At 61.2% G+C, this 16,298-nt stretch carries 15 protein-coding genes; 9 read left to right on the forward strand and 6 right to left on the reverse strand.

The genetic code is table 11. The features are described from left to right. Positions 1 to 92: 92 nt before the first annotated feature. The gene (gene xdhA / locus GR198_RS01485) at positions 93 to 1,559 is read right to left on the reverse strand and encodes a xanthine dehydrogenase small subunit (RefSeq protein WP_164067061.1); all 1,467 of its coding nucleotides are present in this window, start codon (positions 1,557 to 1,559) and stop codon (positions 93 to 95) included. Between the two features lie 27 nt (positions 1,560 to 1,586). Further along, positions 1,587 to 2,363, reverse strand: coding sequence for a 3-hydroxybutyrate dehydrogenase (locus GR198_RS01490; protein ID WP_164067064.1), 777 nt, complete (start codon positions 2,361 to 2,363; stop codon positions 1,587 to 1,589). Positions 2,364 to 2,520: 157 nt separating this feature from the next. Between GR198_RS01490 and glpK the strand changes: the two genes are divergently transcribed. The 6 genes from glpK to map all read left to right on the forward strand — a co-directional run bounded on the left by glpK (position 2,521) and on the right by map (position 8,609). Continuing rightward, positions 2,521 to 4,014: a glycerol kinase GlpK gene (gene glpK / locus GR198_RS01495; protein ID WP_062939666.1), complete on the forward strand. Its 1,494-nt coding sequence runs from the start codon at positions 2,521 to 2,523 to the stop codon at positions 4,012 to 4,014. A gap of 172 nt (positions 4,015 to 4,186) precedes the next feature. Next, positions 4,187 to 4,561: a YciI family protein gene (locus tag GR198_RS01500; protein WP_011653034.1), complete on the forward strand. Its 375-nt coding sequence runs from the start codon at positions 4,187 to 4,189 to the stop codon at positions 4,559 to 4,561. Then, positions 4,558 to 5,817, forward strand: coding sequence for an RNA polymerase sigma factor (locus GR198_RS01505; protein ID WP_164067067.1), 1,260 nt, complete (start codon positions 4,558 to 4,560; stop codon positions 5,815 to 5,817). Before GR198_RS01500 ends, GR198_RS01505 begins: the two co-directional genes overlap by 4 nt. A 101-nt stretch (positions 5,818 to 5,918) precedes the next feature. Continuing rightward, positions 5,919 to 6,386, forward strand: coding sequence for an SRPBCC family protein (locus tag GR198_RS01510; protein ID WP_164067070.1), 468 nt, complete (start codon positions 5,919 to 5,921; stop codon positions 6,384 to 6,386). Positions 6,387 to 6,642: 256 nt separating this feature from the next. After that, complete coding sequence (locus tag GR198_RS01515) at positions 6,643 to 7,704, forward strand: LLM class flavin-dependent oxidoreductase (protein WP_164067073.1); 1,062 nt, start codon at positions 6,643 to 6,645, stop codon at positions 7,702 to 7,704. Between the two features lie 146 nt (positions 7,705 to 7,850). Further along, the gene (gene map / locus GR198_RS01520; protein WP_164051080.1) at positions 7,851 to 8,609 is read left to right on the forward strand and encodes a type I methionyl aminopeptidase; all 759 of its coding nucleotides are present in this window, start codon (positions 7,851 to 7,853) and stop codon (positions 8,607 to 8,609) included. A gap of 68 nt (positions 8,610 to 8,677) precedes the next feature. Here the strand turns inward: map and GR198_RS01525 are convergent, their stop codons facing one another. Then, entirely contained in the window at positions 8,678 to 9,253 is a 576-nt protein-coding gene (locus GR198_RS01525; RefSeq protein ID WP_003541914.1) for a PadR family transcriptional regulator, read from the reverse strand. Between the two features lie 167 nt (positions 9,254 to 9,420). Here GR198_RS01525 and GR198_RS01530 point away from each other — a divergent pair, with 167 nt between their 5' ends. Together GR198_RS01530 and sbmA are read left to right on the forward strand one after the other, a co-directional pair. Then, complete coding sequence (locus GR198_RS01530; RefSeq protein WP_164051081.1) at positions 9,421 to 10,605, forward strand: YbfB/YjiJ family MFS transporter; 1,185 nt, start codon at positions 9,421 to 9,423, stop codon at positions 10,603 to 10,605. Positions 10,606 to 10,728: 123 nt separating this feature from the next. Then, positions 10,729 to 11,994 (forward strand): peptide antibiotic transporter SbmA, encoded by a 1,266-nt coding sequence (gene sbmA, locus GR198_RS01535; RefSeq protein ID WP_025395529.1) that lies wholly within the window; start codon positions 10,729 to 10,731, stop codon positions 11,992 to 11,994. 223 nt (positions 11,995 to 12,217) lie between these two features. On the opposite strand, the gene GR198_RS01540 is transcribed toward sbmA, so the two are convergent. After that, positions 12,218 to 13,204, reverse strand: coding sequence for a polysaccharide deacetylase (locus tag GR198_RS01540; RefSeq protein ID WP_164051082.1), 987 nt, complete (start codon positions 13,202 to 13,204; stop codon positions 12,218 to 12,220). Between the two features lie 121 nt (positions 13,205 to 13,325). Between GR198_RS01540 and GR198_RS01545 the strand changes: the two genes are divergently transcribed. Next, positions 13,326 to 13,910 (forward strand): NnrU family protein, encoded by a 585-nt coding sequence (locus tag GR198_RS01545; protein ID WP_003541910.1) that lies wholly within the window; start codon positions 13,326 to 13,328, stop codon positions 13,908 to 13,910. 120 nt (positions 13,911 to 14,030) lie between these two features. Here GR198_RS01545 and GR198_RS01550 read toward each other — a convergent pair. Together GR198_RS01550 and GR198_RS01555 are read right to left on the reverse strand one after the other, a co-directional pair. Further along, positions 14,031 to 14,782 (reverse strand): IS5 family transposase gene (locus GR198_RS01550; RefSeq protein ID WP_094231186.1). Its coding sequence is split into 2 segments (ribosomal slippage): positions 14,031 to 14,455 and positions 14,455 to 14,782, totalling 753 coding nucleotides; the frame shifts between segments, so codons are not numbered across the junction. A gap of 178 nt (positions 14,783 to 14,960) precedes the next feature. Further along, on the reverse strand, positions 14,961 to 16,148 hold the full coding sequence (locus tag GR198_RS01555) for an acyl-CoA dehydrogenase (RefSeq protein WP_029874931.1): 1,188 nt from the start codon (positions 16,146 to 16,148) through the stop codon (positions 14,961 to 14,963). Between the last annotated feature and the right edge of the window lie 150 nt (positions 16,149 to 16,298).

A 16,298-nucleotide genomic window follows, 5' to 3' on the forward strand; every position in this document is an offset into this window, starting at 1 on the left:
GCAGGGCACGTCCCCTCTCCCCGCAGGCGGGGAGAGGGTTAGGGTGAGGGGCGATGTGGTGACTTTGGGAGGCCAGTTAGCGAAACAAACCATCACGCCACCTCCTCGAACCGCTTCAGCTCCGCCGGCGCGCCGACGGTCTCAAGATAGAACCGCGTCAGCAGGTTCTTCGCCGTCAGTTGTCGGTATTCCGCCGAGGCGCGCCAGTCGGTCAGCGGCTGGTAGTCGGCGTCGAAGGCGGACCGGGTCGCCTCGATCGTCGCTTCCGTCCATGGTTTGCCGATCAGCGCCGCCTCCACCGTGCGGGCGCGTTTCGGCGTTGCCGCCATGCCGCCGAAGGCGATGCGGATGTCGGTGATCATTTCGGCCTCGTCGAGCGTCAACAGGAAGGCGCCGAGCACGGCAGTGATGTCCTCGTCGCGGCGCTTGGTGATCTTGTAGGCAGCAAAGCGGCTGGCGGCTGCCGGATAGGGCACGAAGACGCTCTCGACGAATTCGCCGGGCTTTCGGTCCTGCTTGCCATAGGCGATGAAGAAATCCTCGAGCGGCATTCTGCGCTGGCCTTGCAGGGACCGCAGCGTCAGCGTCGCGCCGAGCGCGATCAGCGGCGGCGGGCTGTCGCCGATCGGTGAGCCGTTGGCGATGTTGCCGCCGATCGTGCCCATGTTACGCACCTGCTCGCCGCCAATGCGATCGATCAGCCGCCCGAGCGCCGGGATTTTCTGAGAAATCGCCTCGAAGGCCTTGGTATAGCTGACGCCGGCGCCGATGGTGACGCCATCTTCGCCTTCCGTGACCGACTGCAATTCGCTGAGGTGGCTGATGAAGACGACCGGGCTTAGCCTGCGCATCTGCTTCGTCACCCAGAGGCCGACATCAGTCGCGCCGGCGACGATAATTGCGTCAGGTTCCTGCGAGAGGACTTCGGCCAGTGCCTGCATCGAAGCCGGCACGATCAGCCGGTCTTCGCCATTCGCAATCCTGATCGTGCCACTCGCCTGCATTGCCCAAAGCCGCGCGACGATTTCAGAGCGCGTCCGTTCCAGCGGATCGAAGAGCGTGCTCGGCCGCATCAGGCTCACCTGCTCGGCGGCCTTGACGATCGGCTCGTAGCCTGTGCAGCGACAGAGATTGCCTTGCAGCGCTTTTTCGATTTCCTGGCGGCTCGGCTTTTCCTTGGCGAGCCAGAGGCCGTAAAGCGACATGACGAAGCCCGGCGTGCAGAAGCCGCATTGCGAGCCGTGACAATCGACCAATGCCTGCTGCACTGGATGCAGCGCGCCGTCCCTGCCGGCCAGATGCTCGACCGTTACCACATGGGTGGCGTGCAGCGAGCCCATGAAACGGATGCAGGCATTGACGGATTCATAGGCGAGCTTGCCGTCCGCCAGCCGGCCGACGAGCACGGTGCAGGCGCCGCAATCGCCCTCCGCGCATCCTTCCTTGGTGCCCGTCAGGCGTCGCTTCAACCGCAGAAAATCGAGAAGCGTCTCGGTTGGCCTGACATCGGTGAGCGCGATGTCCTCGCCATTCAGGATGAAGCGGATGCTGTCGTTCATGATATTCCCGGTTGTTTTTCCAAATGGTTAAGCCGCCGTCCAGCCACCGTCAATCGAGATATGCGTTCCGGTCACCTGCCGGGCCGCATCGCTGGCAAGGTAGAGCGACAGCGCGCCGATTTCCTCGGCCTTGACGAATTCATGCGTCGGCTGCGCCTTGAGGATGACCTCGCTCTTTACCTGTTCCTCGGTCATGCCGCGCGCCTTGGCGGTATCCGGTATCTGCTTCTCGACGAGCGGCGTCAGCACGTAGCCGGGGCAGATGGCGTTCACGGTCACGCCGAGTTCGGCAAGCTCCAGCGCCGCCGTCTTGGTCAGGCCCAATATACCATGTTTTGCCGCGACATAGGCGGATTTGAAGGGGGAGGCAACGAGCCCGTGGGCGGAGGCGATGTTGATGATGCGGCCGTGTTTCTTTGCCTTCATCAGCGGGATCGCGGCGCGCATGGTATGAAAGGAACTCGACAGATTGATCGCGATGATCTGGTCCCATTTCTCGATCGGAAAATCCTCGATCTTCTCGACGTGCTGGATGCCGGCATTGTTGACCAGGACATCGACGCCACCGAAGGTCTTGGCAGCCGTTTCGATCAGGTCGGCGATCTCGGCGGGCTTCGTCATGTCGGCCGGATGATAGAGCGCCCGGCCTTTGGACAATGATTCAAGCCGTTCGACGATCGCCTTGATTTCATCTGCCTTTCCGAAACCGTTGATGACGATGTTGTCGCCCGTTTCGGCGAAGGCAGTGGCGATCGCAAGGCCGATGCCGCTGGTGGAACCGGTGACGACGACTGTTCTGCTCATGCTGTTCTCCCTGAAATCGCGACGCTGCGTTGCAGCGTTGGCTGCGAAGTTATGCCCAAAGCCGGCGGGCTGGCAATTCCGCTTTATTCGCTTTTCTCACCCGCATCCGTGTCCTATTGATTTGCTTCGACAATTGACATGCTGAGGGAGGGTTTTCATGAGCGGATATGTTCTGGCGATCGATCAGGGAACGACGTCGACGCGGGCGATCGTCTTCGATGGCGACATGCATGTCGCCGGCAAGGGCCAGAAGGAATTCACCCAGATCTATCCGCGCTCCGGCTGGGTCGAGCACGATCCCGAGGAGATCTGGGATTCGGTCGTCTCCACCGTCCACATGGCGCTGCGCGATGCCGGGATCGAGGCTAGGGATCTTGCCGCGCTCGGCATCACCAACCAGCGCGAAACGGTCGTCGTCTGGGAGCGCGAAACGGGCCGGCCGATCCAGAATGCCATCGTCTGGCAGGACCGGCGTACGGCAAGCTATTGCGACAATCTGAAACGGCAGGATCTCGAGCGGCTGTTCACGAAGAAGACCGGGCTGATCCTCGATCCGTATTTTTCCGGCACCAAGCTCTCCTGGATGCTGGCTAACGTGAAGGGCGCGCGGGCGCGCGCCGCCAGGGGCGATCTCTGCTTCGGCACGATCGACACCTTCCTGATCTGGCGGCTGACGGGTGGCAAGAGCTTCGTCACCGATGCCACCAACGCCTCGCGCACGCTGATGTACAACATTGCCGAAAACGCGTGGGACGAGGATCTGCTCGATATTCTGAGGGTCCCCGCCGCCATGCTGCCGGAGGTCAAGGATTGCGCCGCCGATTTCGGCACGGTCGATCCTGATATTTTCGGTGCTGCTATCCCGATTCTCGGCGTGGCCGGCGACCAGCAGGCAGCGACCATCGGCCAGGCGTGTTTTGCGCCGGGCATGATGAAATCAACCTACGGCACCGGCTGTTTCGCGCTGCTCAACACCGGCGCCGATATGGTGCGGTCCAAAAACCGGCTGCTGACCACCATCGCCTATCGCCTGAACGGCGAGACGACCTATGCGCTGGAAGGTTCGATCTTCATCGCCGGCGCAGCGGTGCAATGGCTGCGGGACGGGCTCGGCATCATCGGCAGCGCCGCCGAGACCAATGCCCTTGCCGAAAGGGCCGATCCGACACAGGAGGTTTATCTTGTTCCCGCTTTCACCGGTCTCGGCGCGCCGCATTGGGATGCCAAGGCGCGCGGCGCGATCTTCGGGCTGACGCGCAACAGCGGGCCGGCGGAACTCTCCCGGGCAGCACTGGAAGCCGTCTGCTACCAGACCCGCGATCTGCTCGACGCCATGCAGAAGGACTGGAAGAACGGCACGGAGGACACGGTGCTGCGCGTCGACGGCGGCATGGTCGCCTCTAACTGGACGATGCAGCGCCTTGCCGACCTGCTCGATGCCCCGGTCGACCGCCCGGTCATTCTCGAGACGACGGCGCTGGGGGCCGCCTGGCTCGCCGGCAGCCGGGCAGGGGTGTGGCCGGACCGGGACGGTTTTTCGGCGACGTGGAAACGCGATCGGCGGTTTGAGCCCGAGATGGACGAGAAGGTGCGGGCGGCAAAGCTCAAGGGTTGGAAGAATGCGGTCAAGCGGACCTTGAGCGAGGGCTAAGGGGCGATCAGCGCCGTACTATAGCTCCGCTCGTCCCGGGAGACGCCCGGCCATTTTTTCAGCCACGGCGTCGCCGTGTTCGAGAAGATTACGAATTTCCCATCAATAATTTTTTGATGCGGCCTGTCGGGTAAGCGGTTACTCCTTCGTCATTCAAAAAGAGGAGTGAGCGATGCTTTATGCAATCCTTTGTTACGCCCATGAGGAAACCGTCTTCGCCTGGAGCAAGGAGGAAGAAGCTGCCGTCATGGAGAAACTCTACGCCGTGCAGGAGCCACTTGCCGCATCCGGCAAACTCGGCCCTGTCGGCCGGCTGATGCCGACCACGGCTGCGACCACGGTGCGCAAGGGCAAGGACGAGCCCCTGGTCATCGACGGGCCTTTTGCGGAAACGAAAGAGGCGCTTCTCGGCTTCTATGTCGTCGACTTTGAAACGCTCGACGAGGCGATCGCCTTCTCGAAGCAGCTTTCATCCGTCAATCCAGGTTCCACCTCTTACGAAATTCGGCCTTTCTACGTCTTCAGGCCCGGAGATGCTTCATCATGACAGACATTGCCTGGATCGACCTCGCGCTTGCATCGGCCCGCCCGAAGGCGCTCGGCGCGCTGCTGCGCTATTTCCGCAATCTCGATACCGCGGAAGAGGCGTTTCAGGAAGCGTGTCTCAGGGCGATCCGGACATGGCCGGAGAAAGGGCCACCGCGTGATCCCACAGCCTGGCTCATCTTCGTCGGCCGCAATAGCGGCATCGATGCGGTGCGCAAGCGGGCAAAGATCCAGGCTCTGCCGGATGAGGACGCCATCTCCGATACCGAGGATGCCGAAAGCGATATCGCCGAGCGGCTGGACGATTCCAATTATCGCGACGATATTCTGCGGCTGCTGTTCATCTGCTGCCATCCCGATCTGCCGGCAACCCAGCAGATCGCGCTGGCGCTACGCATCGTTTCCGGCCTTTCGGTGCAGCAGATCGCGCGTGCCTTCCTGGTTTCCGAAAGCGCCATGGAACAGCGCATCACCCGGGCCAAGGCGCGCGTCGCCAAGGCCGGTGTGCCTTTCGAAACACCGAGCCCGCAGGAGAGGGCCGAGCGGCTCTCGATCGTCAGCACAATGATCTACCTGATCTTCAACGAGGGCTACAGCCAGGCCGATCCCAGGCATGAGGCGGCTGCCTTCAGCGACGAAGCGATCCGGCTGGCGCGCTTGATGCTGCATATCTTCCCATCCGAGCCGGAACTGATGGGGCTGCTTGCGCTCATGCTCCTGCAGATCTCGCGCCGGCCGGCGCGCTTCAATGCCGGAGACGAGATCGTGCTGCTCGAAGATCAGGACCGGTCGCTCTGGAACCAACCGTTCATCAATGAGGCTTTAGCGCTGCTCGACAAGGCGCTGCGCCACCGCAAGCCCGCTCCTTATCAGATTCAGGCTGCCATCGCCGCTGTTCATTCCCGTGCAAAACGCGCCGAGGATACAGACTGGGTGGAGATCGATCTGCTCTATCGCGCGCTGGAGCGTATCCAGCCGTCGCCAGTGATAACGCTCAATCGGGCCGTCGTCGTCTCCAAGCTCCAAGGTCCGCAGGATGCTCTCGATCTCATCGATCCACTTGCCGAAAAGCTCTGCGGCTATTTCTATTATCATGGCCTTCGCGGCGGGTTGCTGAAGCAGCTTGGCCTGGCCGACCAGGCACGCGAAGCCTTCGATCGCGCCATTGCAGTGGCCCATTCGGCGGCTGAGGCAGCCCATATTCGCCGGCAGATCGACAAGATGCAGGAAGAGGCGACGCAGCCGATCGCAAAATAAATCAAGAAAAAGCCGGCGCGATGTCGGAACGGCGAACTGCGACACGTCCTTGTAACAACCTGATACGAAACAGGTTTCACTCAAGATGGAGAGATGTCGAAATGACCGCCAGCACGCAACATAAACTCGTCCTCGTTCGCGAATTCGACGCGCCGCGCGAGAAGATCTACAAGGCATGGACCGATCCCGACCTGCTGAAGCAGTGGTTCGTGCCGCGTCCTTGGGGTGTGGCGGAAGCAACGCTCGACGTCCGCCCCGGCGGCTCCAGCGTCGTCGTCATGCATGACCCCGAGGGCAATCAATACCCGAACCGTGGCGTCTATCTCGAGATCGTCGAAAACGAGAAGATCGTCTTCACCGATGCCTATACCAGCGCCTGGGTGCCGGCCGAGAAACCTTTCTTCACGGGCGTCATCCTGCTCGAAGATCTCGGCAAGGGTCGCACGAAATATACGGCCAAGGCGCTGCACTGGCGCGCCGAGGACAAGGAAGCGCACGAGAAGATGGGTTTCCACGAAGGATGGGGCAAGGCTGCGGACCAACTGGCGGAGCTGCTGGCGAAGATGTGAGCGGCGAGGTGAGGCGGCGCGGCGAGACCGCGTCGTCCTGACGCTTCAAGTAAGGTTTAAGGCGGTTCGAAAGATGATTCCGCCGGTGCTTCGAAGTCGTTGAATTCAGATTCGAATTGGTCTTCGATCTATCTTCCAGATCGTCAGAGACATCATGCCGCCTATCGAAATTCTCGAACATTCCGTTCCAGAATTTGTATTTGCGCTCCATCCCCGGCATCCTTATCTCAGCCGAGAATTCAACAGGATGCCGATGATGGAACTGGGGCTTTACACATTCGCCGACGTCAATCCCAACCCCTCCCGCACCAAGGGCGCGGAAGGGGCCGAGCGGCTGAAGCATCTTATCGAGGAAATCGAGCTTGCCGATCAGGTGGGGCTCGACGTCTTCGGCCTCGGCGAGCATCACCGGCCGGATTATGCGGCGTCTGCTCCGGCAGTCGTGCTGGCGGCGGCTGCCGTCAAGACCAGGAATATCCGGCTGACGAGTGCGGTCACCGTGCTCTCCTCCGATGATCCGGTGCGTGTCTTCCAGCAGTTTTCGACGCTCGATCTGATCTCCAACGGCCGGGCCGAAATCATGGCGGGGCGCGGCTCCTTCATCGAGTCCTTCCCGCTGTTCGGCTATAATCTCGAAGACTACGACCAGCTTTTCGAGGAGAAGCTCGATCTGCTGCTGGCGCTGCGCGACAGCGAGGTTGTGGAGTGGAAGGGTGAGCTTCGCGCGCCGATCAACGGGCGCGGCGTCTATCCCAGGCCGCTGCAGAATACGTTGCCGCTCTGGGTCGCGGTCGGCGGTACGCCGCAGTCGGTGGCGCGCGCCGGCGCGCTGGGCCTGCCGGTGGCGCTGGCGATCATCGGCGGCGAGCCGCGCCGTTTTGCGCCGCTCTTCGATCTCTACCGCGAGGCCGCGCGCCGGGCAGGGCAGGATCAGTCGAAGCTGAAGACCAGCATCAATGTCCACGGCTTCATCGCCGATACGACGGCCGCCGCCGCCGACCAGTTCTACGGTCCGCAGGCCGAGGTGATGAACCGCATCGGCCGCGAGCGCGGCTGGGGACCGACGAACCGGGCGCATTTCGACATGTCGCGCGGGCCGAACGGTGCGCTCTTCGTCGGTGATCCCGAGGTGGTTGCCGAAAAGATCATCGCCCATCATGCACTCTTCAAGAACGACCGCTTCCTGCTGCAGATGGCCATCGGCCTGATGCCGCATGCCGAGATCATGCGCGGCATCGAGCTTTACGGCACGAAAGTCGCGCCGATCGTCAGAAAGGCGTTGACTGATAGCAGCGAAGAGGCGAAAGCCACGGCTTGACGAGCGCATAATGCCGAAAATCGGAATCGATTTTCGCAACGGAGTATGCGCAGATTCGAAGTGACAGAGCGTCCTTAGGGCTTCCTGTTGGAGGCGCGGCGCTCTAAGGCGGCCGCTGCCGCCCTGCGCAAGGCCGGAACAGACGAATGGTTATCGCAAACGACGACGAACTGGTAAAGCTCAAGGAGATTGGCCGCATCTGCGCCAACGCCATTCAGGTGATGGCGGCGGCGATGGAGCCCGGCATGACGACTCTGGAGCTCGACCGGATCGGCCGCAAGGTGCTCGAGGATTCGGGCGCCCGCTCGGCGCCGGAGTTCTGCTACCAGTTTCCCGGCGCCACCTGCATCAGCATCAATGAGGAAATCGCCCACGGCATTCCCGGCCCGCGCGTCATCCGCGCCGGCGATCTCATCAATATCGACGTCTCGGCGGAAAAGGACGGCTTCTTCGCCGATACCGGCGCCTCCTTCACGATGCCGCCGGTCAAGCCGAAGATCGAGCGGCTCTGCCGCGACGGCAAGCGGGCGCTCTGGGTCGGGCTCAACCAGGTCAAATCGGGCGAGCCGCTGGCAAAGATCGGCACAGCCGTCGGCGCCTTTGCGCAAAAGAACCGCTATACGCTGGTCGCCAATCTTGCGAGCCACGGCGTCGGCCGCTCGCTGCATGAGGAGCCGACCGAGCTCTCGACCTGGCCGGACCCTTCGGAAAAACGGATGATGACGGAAGGTCTCGTCTTCACCGTCGAGCCGTTTCTCTCGCTCGGCGCGACATGGGCCGAAGGCGGCGACGATGCCTGGACGCTCTATGCCGATCCGAAGGCGCCGACCGTGCAATACGAACACACGGTGGTCGCGACGCGCAACGGGCCGGTGATTTTGACCTTGCCGGATGAGCGGGCGTAAGACCGACGCTGGACAATGAAGATGGCGGGAGCTAACTCCGTTTCAAATCCCGCCACACAGTCTTCGCCTCAGCCCCGCGTTCCCGGCCTGCCGCCTTGCAGGATTTCGGTGGCGGCGCGTTCGAGGATGCCGGCAATGCGGGCGGCTTCGGGTTTCGACCAGGGATAGCGCATCCGCATGGCCGAGCGCAGCAGCATGCGGGCGGCGCGGATATCACCACCGTCCTGCATGAAATCGCCGTCATCGCCTTCGTCGGCGCCGTGACGGTCGGTTTCGAAGACACGCTTCACATGGGCCATCTTCTCGCCGATACGTTCCAGCTTGGCGAACGTATGCAGGATCATGGCGCGGTTTTCCTCGACGCGACCGCGGCCGGCCTCGGTGATACGGTAGAGCTTCTTGGCGCCCTCCACCTCGACCTCGGCAAGGCCGGTTTCCTCGAGATAGGTCAGGGCGGGATAGATGACGCCGGGGCTCGGCACGTAGAAGCCGCCGGACCGCTCCTCCAGCAACTTTATCAATTCATAGCCGTGGCGCGGCTGCTCAGCGAGCAGGGCCAGGATGACGAGCTGGAGATCGCCAGCCGCAAATTTGCGGCCCATGCGGAAATCTCCGCCGAACATGCCGCCTTTAAAACCTCTCATGGTCCTTCCTTTCATCGTTAGATGTATCGTTAACTATATCGTAAAATATACATCGTAAGATAATTGTTTTCAAGAGGGGGAGAAATTTTCCGACGTTTCGGGAAATTGATCGATCGATCAGAATTACTTGATTGTGATGCCGGTGCTGCAGCGCGATAAACACGGGCATGCTCGCCCGCACCCGAAACTCCCCACCGAACCTCGTCTCCACCGCCGCTGCCGGCGCCGTTGCCATGGCTGCTGCCATGGGCTTCGGGCGCTTCTCCTACACGCCGATCCTGCCCGGTATGATCAGCGGTGTGCCGCTTTCGGCGGCAGATGCCGGCTTCATCGCATCGGCGAATTTTGTCGGTTATCTCGTCGGTGCTGTGCTTGCCGCCTATGGCTGGGCGGCCGGACGTGAGCGGCTGGTGGCGCTGCTGTCGCTGCTGGCAACCGCGATCCTGCTTGCCGCCATGGCCGCCACCGATTCTGTCGCCGTCTTTGCCATCATTCGCTTCCTGGCCGGCATCGCCAGCGCTTTTGCGATGGTCTTCACCTCGTCGATCGTGCTCAGCCACGGGGCTGCTGCCGGCAACGACCATGTGCAGGCGGCACATTTCGGCGGGCCGGGGGCAGGTATTGCGCTTTCTTCGGTCATGGTGCTGCTGATCGGACTTGCCTTTCACGACGGGCCGGGCGGTTGGCGCGCCGACTGGATTGGCGGGGCGCTCTACTGCGCGGCAAGCCTCGTCGTCGTCTTCCTGCTATTGCCGTCGGCGCCGGCGCAATCGGCGCAGACGGGCAAGGAGCCGGCGCTGGTCTGGAACCGGCCGATGGTGCTGCTGACGCTGTCCTACGGCCTGTTCGGCTTCGGCTACGTCATCACCGCGACCTTCCTCGTCACCATCGCACGTCTTTCTGCAACGGGACCCTTCGTCGAATTCCTCTGCTGGTTCATCGCCGGCCTGACGGCTGCGGTGGCGCTGTTTGCCTGGAAGCCGCTGGTCAAGCCGCTCGGGCTTGGGGGCGTCTACGTCGCAGCCCTTCTGGTCGAGGCCGCCGGGGTGCTTGCGACGGTCGCGCTACCGCCTTCTGCCGCACCGCTGATCGGCGGGGCGCTGTTCGGGGCGACGTTCCTGGCGATTACTGCTTTTGGGCTGCAGATCGGCCGCAAGCTTTCGCCTGACAGTCCGCGGCGGATCCTGGCGATGATGACGGCCGCCTTCGGTGTCGGCCAGATCGTCGGGCCTGTTGTTGCCGGCTGGATCGCTGAGCGCACGGGCAGCTTCACCGTGCCCACGATGATCGCCGCCGTGGCACTTGTCGCCTGCGCAGCGCTGGTGATGCCGGTGATCAAGAAAATTGCTTAACCGGTTACAACTCCGTAACAATCGGCTGAACCCATTGCTGCGTCCTTCGAACTGCCTTAGTTTCCGGCACAATCAGTGTTCGACGAACTCCCGAGACTCACAGTTCAGGAAAGCAAGCTCCCCGTGTTTCATTCCTTCTTCCCTCAGCCAAAAGCGTTCTTTACTTCGCTCGTAATCTGGACGCTGGCTGCGATTTTTGGCTGGTATTTCTTCGCCGCTGGTCTTGGTGCTTCTCTCGGTTTTGCATCAGTTCCTGAAGAGCAGCAGCCGATCGATCTCTCCTTCTTCCTGCTGCCCGAAAATGTCTGGTTCTACGGCTATTTCCTTCTGTCGGCGGTGATCTTCTGCGGCGCATGGCATCTGAAGGCGCGGAACCACCCCTGGAAGATTTGGTCGATCTGGGGTTCGGCACTGATCATCTTCGTGACCTACTTCGGCGTCCAGATCAGCGTTGTGATCAACAACTGGCGCCGGCCCTTTGGCGACCTCCTGCAGAACGCATTGTCCAAACAGCCAGGCATTTCCGTCGACAATTTTTACAGCCTAATGTGGGTCTTCTGCCAGATCGCATTCCTCAGCATGTTCGTATCGATCATGACTGACTTCTTCACCAGCCATTACATCTTCCGCTGGCGAACGGCGATGAACAATTTCTATATGTCGAAGTGGGAAAAGCTTCGTCACATCGAAGGTGCCTCCCAGCGTGTTCAGGAAGATACGATGCGCTTTTCGAGCACGCTCGAAGGTCTTGGTATCAGCCTCATCAACTCGGTGATGACGCTCGTGGTATTCCTCCCAATCCTTCTGGCGCTGTCGCATTACGTGACCGAACTGCCGTTCATCGGGCCGGTGGCGAATTCGCTCTTCTGGCTGGCGCTGTTCTGGTCGGCGTTCGGGACGCTCCTGCTGGCGATCGCCGGCGTCAAGCTGCCGGGGCTGAATTTTCGCAACCAGCGCGTCGAAGCGGCATATCGCAAGGAGCTGGTCTATGGCGAGGACCATGCGGAACGGGCTGAGCCGCTGACCGTCAGAGAGCTCTTCGGCAATGTTCGCCGGAACTATTACCGCATGTATTTCCACTACATGTATTTCAATGTCGCCCGTTATTTCTATATCCAGGCCGACGCGCTCTTCGTGGTCTTCATGCTGGTGCCGACGATCGTGGCGGGCACGATCACCTATGGTATCTTCCAGCAGATCTCGACCGCCTTCGGACAGGTCAGCAATTCGTTCCAATATCTCGTCAACTCCTGGACGACGATCATTGAACTGCTCTCGATCCACAAACGCCTCAAGGCCTTCGAGGCGGCGATCGACGACGAACCGCTGCCGGAGATTGACCAGCGCTACCTGGAGCGTGAGGGGGGAGTTGTTCATGCCGACGGTTGATGGATAGGGCTTGTTCGTGATCGAAACGTCGGCGCGGGTGGCACCCTCATCCGCCTGCCGGCACCTTCTCCTCGCCAGGGAGAAGAGACTTTCCGCAACGTCTCGATTCCCTCTTCTCCCCAGCGGGGAGAAGGTGCCCGTAGGGCGGATGAGGGGGCGACACGGCACGCCGTCTCATCCAATCGGATCTAGAGACACCTTGCAGTCTTGGTAGCAGCCGCCGTCAAAGACCGGACGTCTGCAATTTCCCGCGCGCCTCGATCATCGGGATCGCTTCAGAATAGCTGACGCAGGCCACATCCGTTCGGTGGCAGACGTCGCTGACCAGTCGGTCGAGGGCGCGCCAGTAGGCGCCGCCGTTCATTTCGACGAAATGGAAGCCGAGCTGTAGCGGAATGCGGGCGCCGGCATATTGCTTGTCGAAAGCCTCCTTGAAGGCGGCATAGGCGCGGTCCTCGAATTCCGCGGAGTCGGCCGTATCCTCCTCACCCTTCGAATGGCGGACGAAGAGATTGTAGTCCATGCCGATGATCGGCTTGTCGTTCGGGCCTTCGGGGATCAGCGGCAGGCCGAAGCGGATGATGCCATCTTCCTCGACAGGCATGGCAGGCCCTTTGGTGACGAGGCTCGCATCATAAGTGAAGCCCGCCTTCTTTTCGGCGGCGATCATGTCAGCGCCCGCGGTTGCCGAGAGATAGGGGGCGCGAAAGCCCGTGATGCCGTGATCGACCAGATCCTGCCAGCCGGCCGGCTCCCGCAGGTCGACGCTCTTCCAGGCGTTTTTCAACGTCGCATGGAAGGTGGCGTATTCGGCCGACCAGTCGGCCTCGCTCCAGAGGCGGCCGTCGAAATGGCCACAGGCATGGCTCGATATGTCATGTCCTTCGAGATGGGCGTGCCAGATATTGCCGAGGCGCTCGCGGATCTCGTCGTCGCTCTGGGCGAAGCCGACATTGGATTTTCCGCGTTTCTGATGGGGCGCCTGGTAGGCCTTCTTCGCCGCCTCGTTCATCAGAAAAGTGCAGGAAAGGAAATAGGTGAAATGGGCGCCGTTTTTCGCCGCCATCTCGCGGCTCTTCAGCCAGAGCGCGTTGTCGTGGGCCCCATCGAAGGAAATGATGACGAGCTGTTTCGGCCGGTCGGCCGCCTCTGCAATTGCCGGAACGAGGAGCGAAACAGAAAGGCAGGCGGAGAGGAGGGAACGAGACATGGGCACCGCGACAATTTGTTCGCGGTTTCCCTCCGACAGAATTGCGGCGAAGCTGCGGTCGCGCTGGCATTTTTTCACGCCAGCGGCTAAGCCAACACAAACGGCACGAAAGGGATCCGCAATGACATTGCTTATCGTCGGCATCATACTTTTCCTCGGGGTGCATCTGGTGCGGGTGCTGTTGCCGGACTTTCGCCGCTCAATGATTGCAAGCCTCGGCGAGAAGGGCTGGCGGGCGGCCTATTCGATTGCCAGCATCGCCACACTGATCCTGTTGATCTACGGCTTCGGGCAGGCGAGGCAAGTGACCGGAATGCTCTACAATCCACCAGTCTGGATGGCGCATATATCAATCACGCTGATGCTGATCGCGATGATCTGTCTCGTCGCCTCGCTGCTGCCGGCGGGGCATATCGCGACCAAGACCAAACATCCGATGGTGCTGTCGGTGAAGATCTGGGCGCTGGCGCACCTGCTTGCCAATGGCGAGACGTCGTCGGTCCTGCTGTTTGCCGCCTTTCTCGCCTGGGGCGTCATCCTGCGCATTTCCCTGAAACGGCGGCAGCGGGCGGGCGAGATCACGCTCCGGCCGTTCGTCTCGGCCAAATACGACCTCTATGCCATCATCATCGGCATCGTCGTCTGGGCGCTGATCATCTGGAAGCTGCACGAATGGTTGATCGGCGTTTCGCCGCTCGTCATCTGACCTGCGCATAACCCCAAAAATCGATTCCGATTTTCGGAAAGGATTATGCACGGATTCAAAGTGTTAGAGCGTCCTTAGCGCGTCCTGTCGGACGTGCGGCGCTTTAGGCTCCAGACTCAATCATGCCCACCAAATGACGAGAGCAGCGATGTAGCAAGTTGCCTCGAAGTTGATCATGAGCTTGTCGTATCGTGTTGCGATGCGCCTCCAATCCTTCAGGCGGCAGAAGGTGCGTTCAATAATATTCCTGCGCTTGTAGGCAATGGGGTCGAAGGGCTGTATGCGCTTTCGAGTAGGATTGTTGGGAATGACCGGCTGCGTGCCGCGGGCGGTGAGGAAGTCGCGTAATGTGTCGCTGTCATAAGCGGTGTCTGCGGCACATAGGCGGCTCGCAGGCAAGGGCGTGAGCAGCGGAACGGCAACGGGTGCGTCGCCGCGCTGCCCGGGCGTTATTCGCAGCGCGATTGGACGGCCGCAACCATCAACAACAGCATGGATTTTTGTCGATCTGCCGCCTCGCGAGCGGCCGATTGCCTCGGCATCCGCCCCCCTTTTCCGCCAGCGGCTGATCGGTGGGCTTTGGCGGTGGTGCTGTCGATCATATGAAGATCCCGATCGGTTGTTTGCGCCAGAGCTTCAAACAGCCGCCGCCATATTCCTTTCGCAGACCAGCGATGGAAGCGATTGTAGATGGTTGTTGAAGGCCCGTAGCAAGTGGGACAATCCTGCCATCGGCAACCCGATCGCAGGACATGGATGATTCCACTAATCACTCGACGGTCGTCAGTGCGATGAGCACCGGGTTGGTTCGTGGGAAGTAGGGGCGCAATCACCGCCCACTGCTGATCATCAAGCCAGAACTCTCCTGCCATCATCAAAACTCCCATTGTCATCATAATGAATCACAGCGATCCATTTTGATCAATGGCTTGATTGGGTTTGGAGCCTAGAGCGCCGTGCGTCCTTTCGGATGCACAAAGGACGCTCTAACACCTTTGAATCTACGCATCGTGCTTTCCGAAAATCGATTCCGATTTTCGGGCCGATGCGCTAATTCGCAAAGGCGGCAATGCCGGTGATCGCCCGGCCGATGATCAGCGCATGGATGTCGTGTGTGCCCTCATAGGTGTTGACCACTTCGAGGTTGACGAGATGACGGGCGATGCCGAATTCGTCGGAGATGCCGTTGCCGCCGAGCATGTCGCGGGCCGCCCGCGCGATCTCCAGCGCCTTGCCGCAGCTGTTGCGCTTGAGGATCGAGGTCAGCTCCACCGGCGGATGGCCTTCCTCCTTCATGCGGCCAAGCCGCAGGCAGCCCTGAAGGCCGAGCGAGATTTCCGCCGCCATGTCGGCGAGCTTCTTCTGGATCAGCTGGTTGGCGGCAAGCGGCCGGCCGAACTGCTTGCGCTCCAGCGTGTATTGCCGGGCTCTCGCATAACAATCCTCGGCCGCACCGAGCGCGCCCCAGGCGATGCCGAAGCGGGCCGAGTTAAGGCAGGTGAAGGGTCCCTTGAGGCCGGTCACATCAGGCAGAAGGTTTTCCTCAGGCACGAAGACCCTATCCATCACCACCTCGCCGGTGATCGAGGCACGCAGGCCCACCTTGCCGTGGATCGCAGGCGCCGAAAGTCCTTTCCAGCCCTTTTCGAGGATGAAGCCGCGGATCAGGCCGTCCTCGGTCTTTGCCCAAACGACGAAGACATCGGCGATCGGCGCGTTGGAGATCCAGGTCTTCGAGCCGGTGAGGCTGTAGCCGCCGTCAACCTTTTTGGCGCGTGTTGCCATCGAGCCGGGGTCGGAGCCGTGATCCGGTTCGGTCAGGCCGAAGCAGCCGATCCATTCGCCGGTGGCGAGTTTCGGCAGGTATTTCAGCTTCTGCGCTTCGGAGCCGAAGGTTTCGATCGGCACCATCACGAGTGAGGACTGGACGCTCATCATCGAGCGGTAACCGCTGTCGACCTTTTCGACCTCGCGGGCGATCAGGCCGTAGGCGACGTAACCGAGGCCGGCGCCGCCATAATCCGGCGAGATCGTCGGGCCGAGCAGGCCGAGTTCGCCCATTTCGCGGAAGATCTCAGGATCGGTCTTTTCATTGCGGAAGGCGTCGAGAACGCGGGGCGCAAGCTTTTCCTGCGCATAGGCGTGGGCGGTGTCCTGCACCATGCGCTCTTCGCTGGTCAGCTGCTCCACCAGGCGGAACGGATCGGCCCAGTCGAAAACTTCGCGCGTATGCTGCATGGCGGCGTCTCCTCACCGTTTCTTCAGGCTTGCCTCGCTCAAGGTCGCATAGACCCGCCAGCCGACCGCGTCAACAGAGAGCGGTCGCATCGAAAAGACAGGCCGCGCCATCTTTTCAAAAGCGTCGGTATGATCCACTTTGCCCGCGAT

The sequence above is a fragment of the Rhizobium leguminosarum genome (assembly GCF_010668065.1).
Classification (GTDB): Bacteria; Pseudomonadota; Alphaproteobacteria; order Rhizobiales; family Rhizobiaceae; genus Rhizobium; species Rhizobium leguminosarum_S.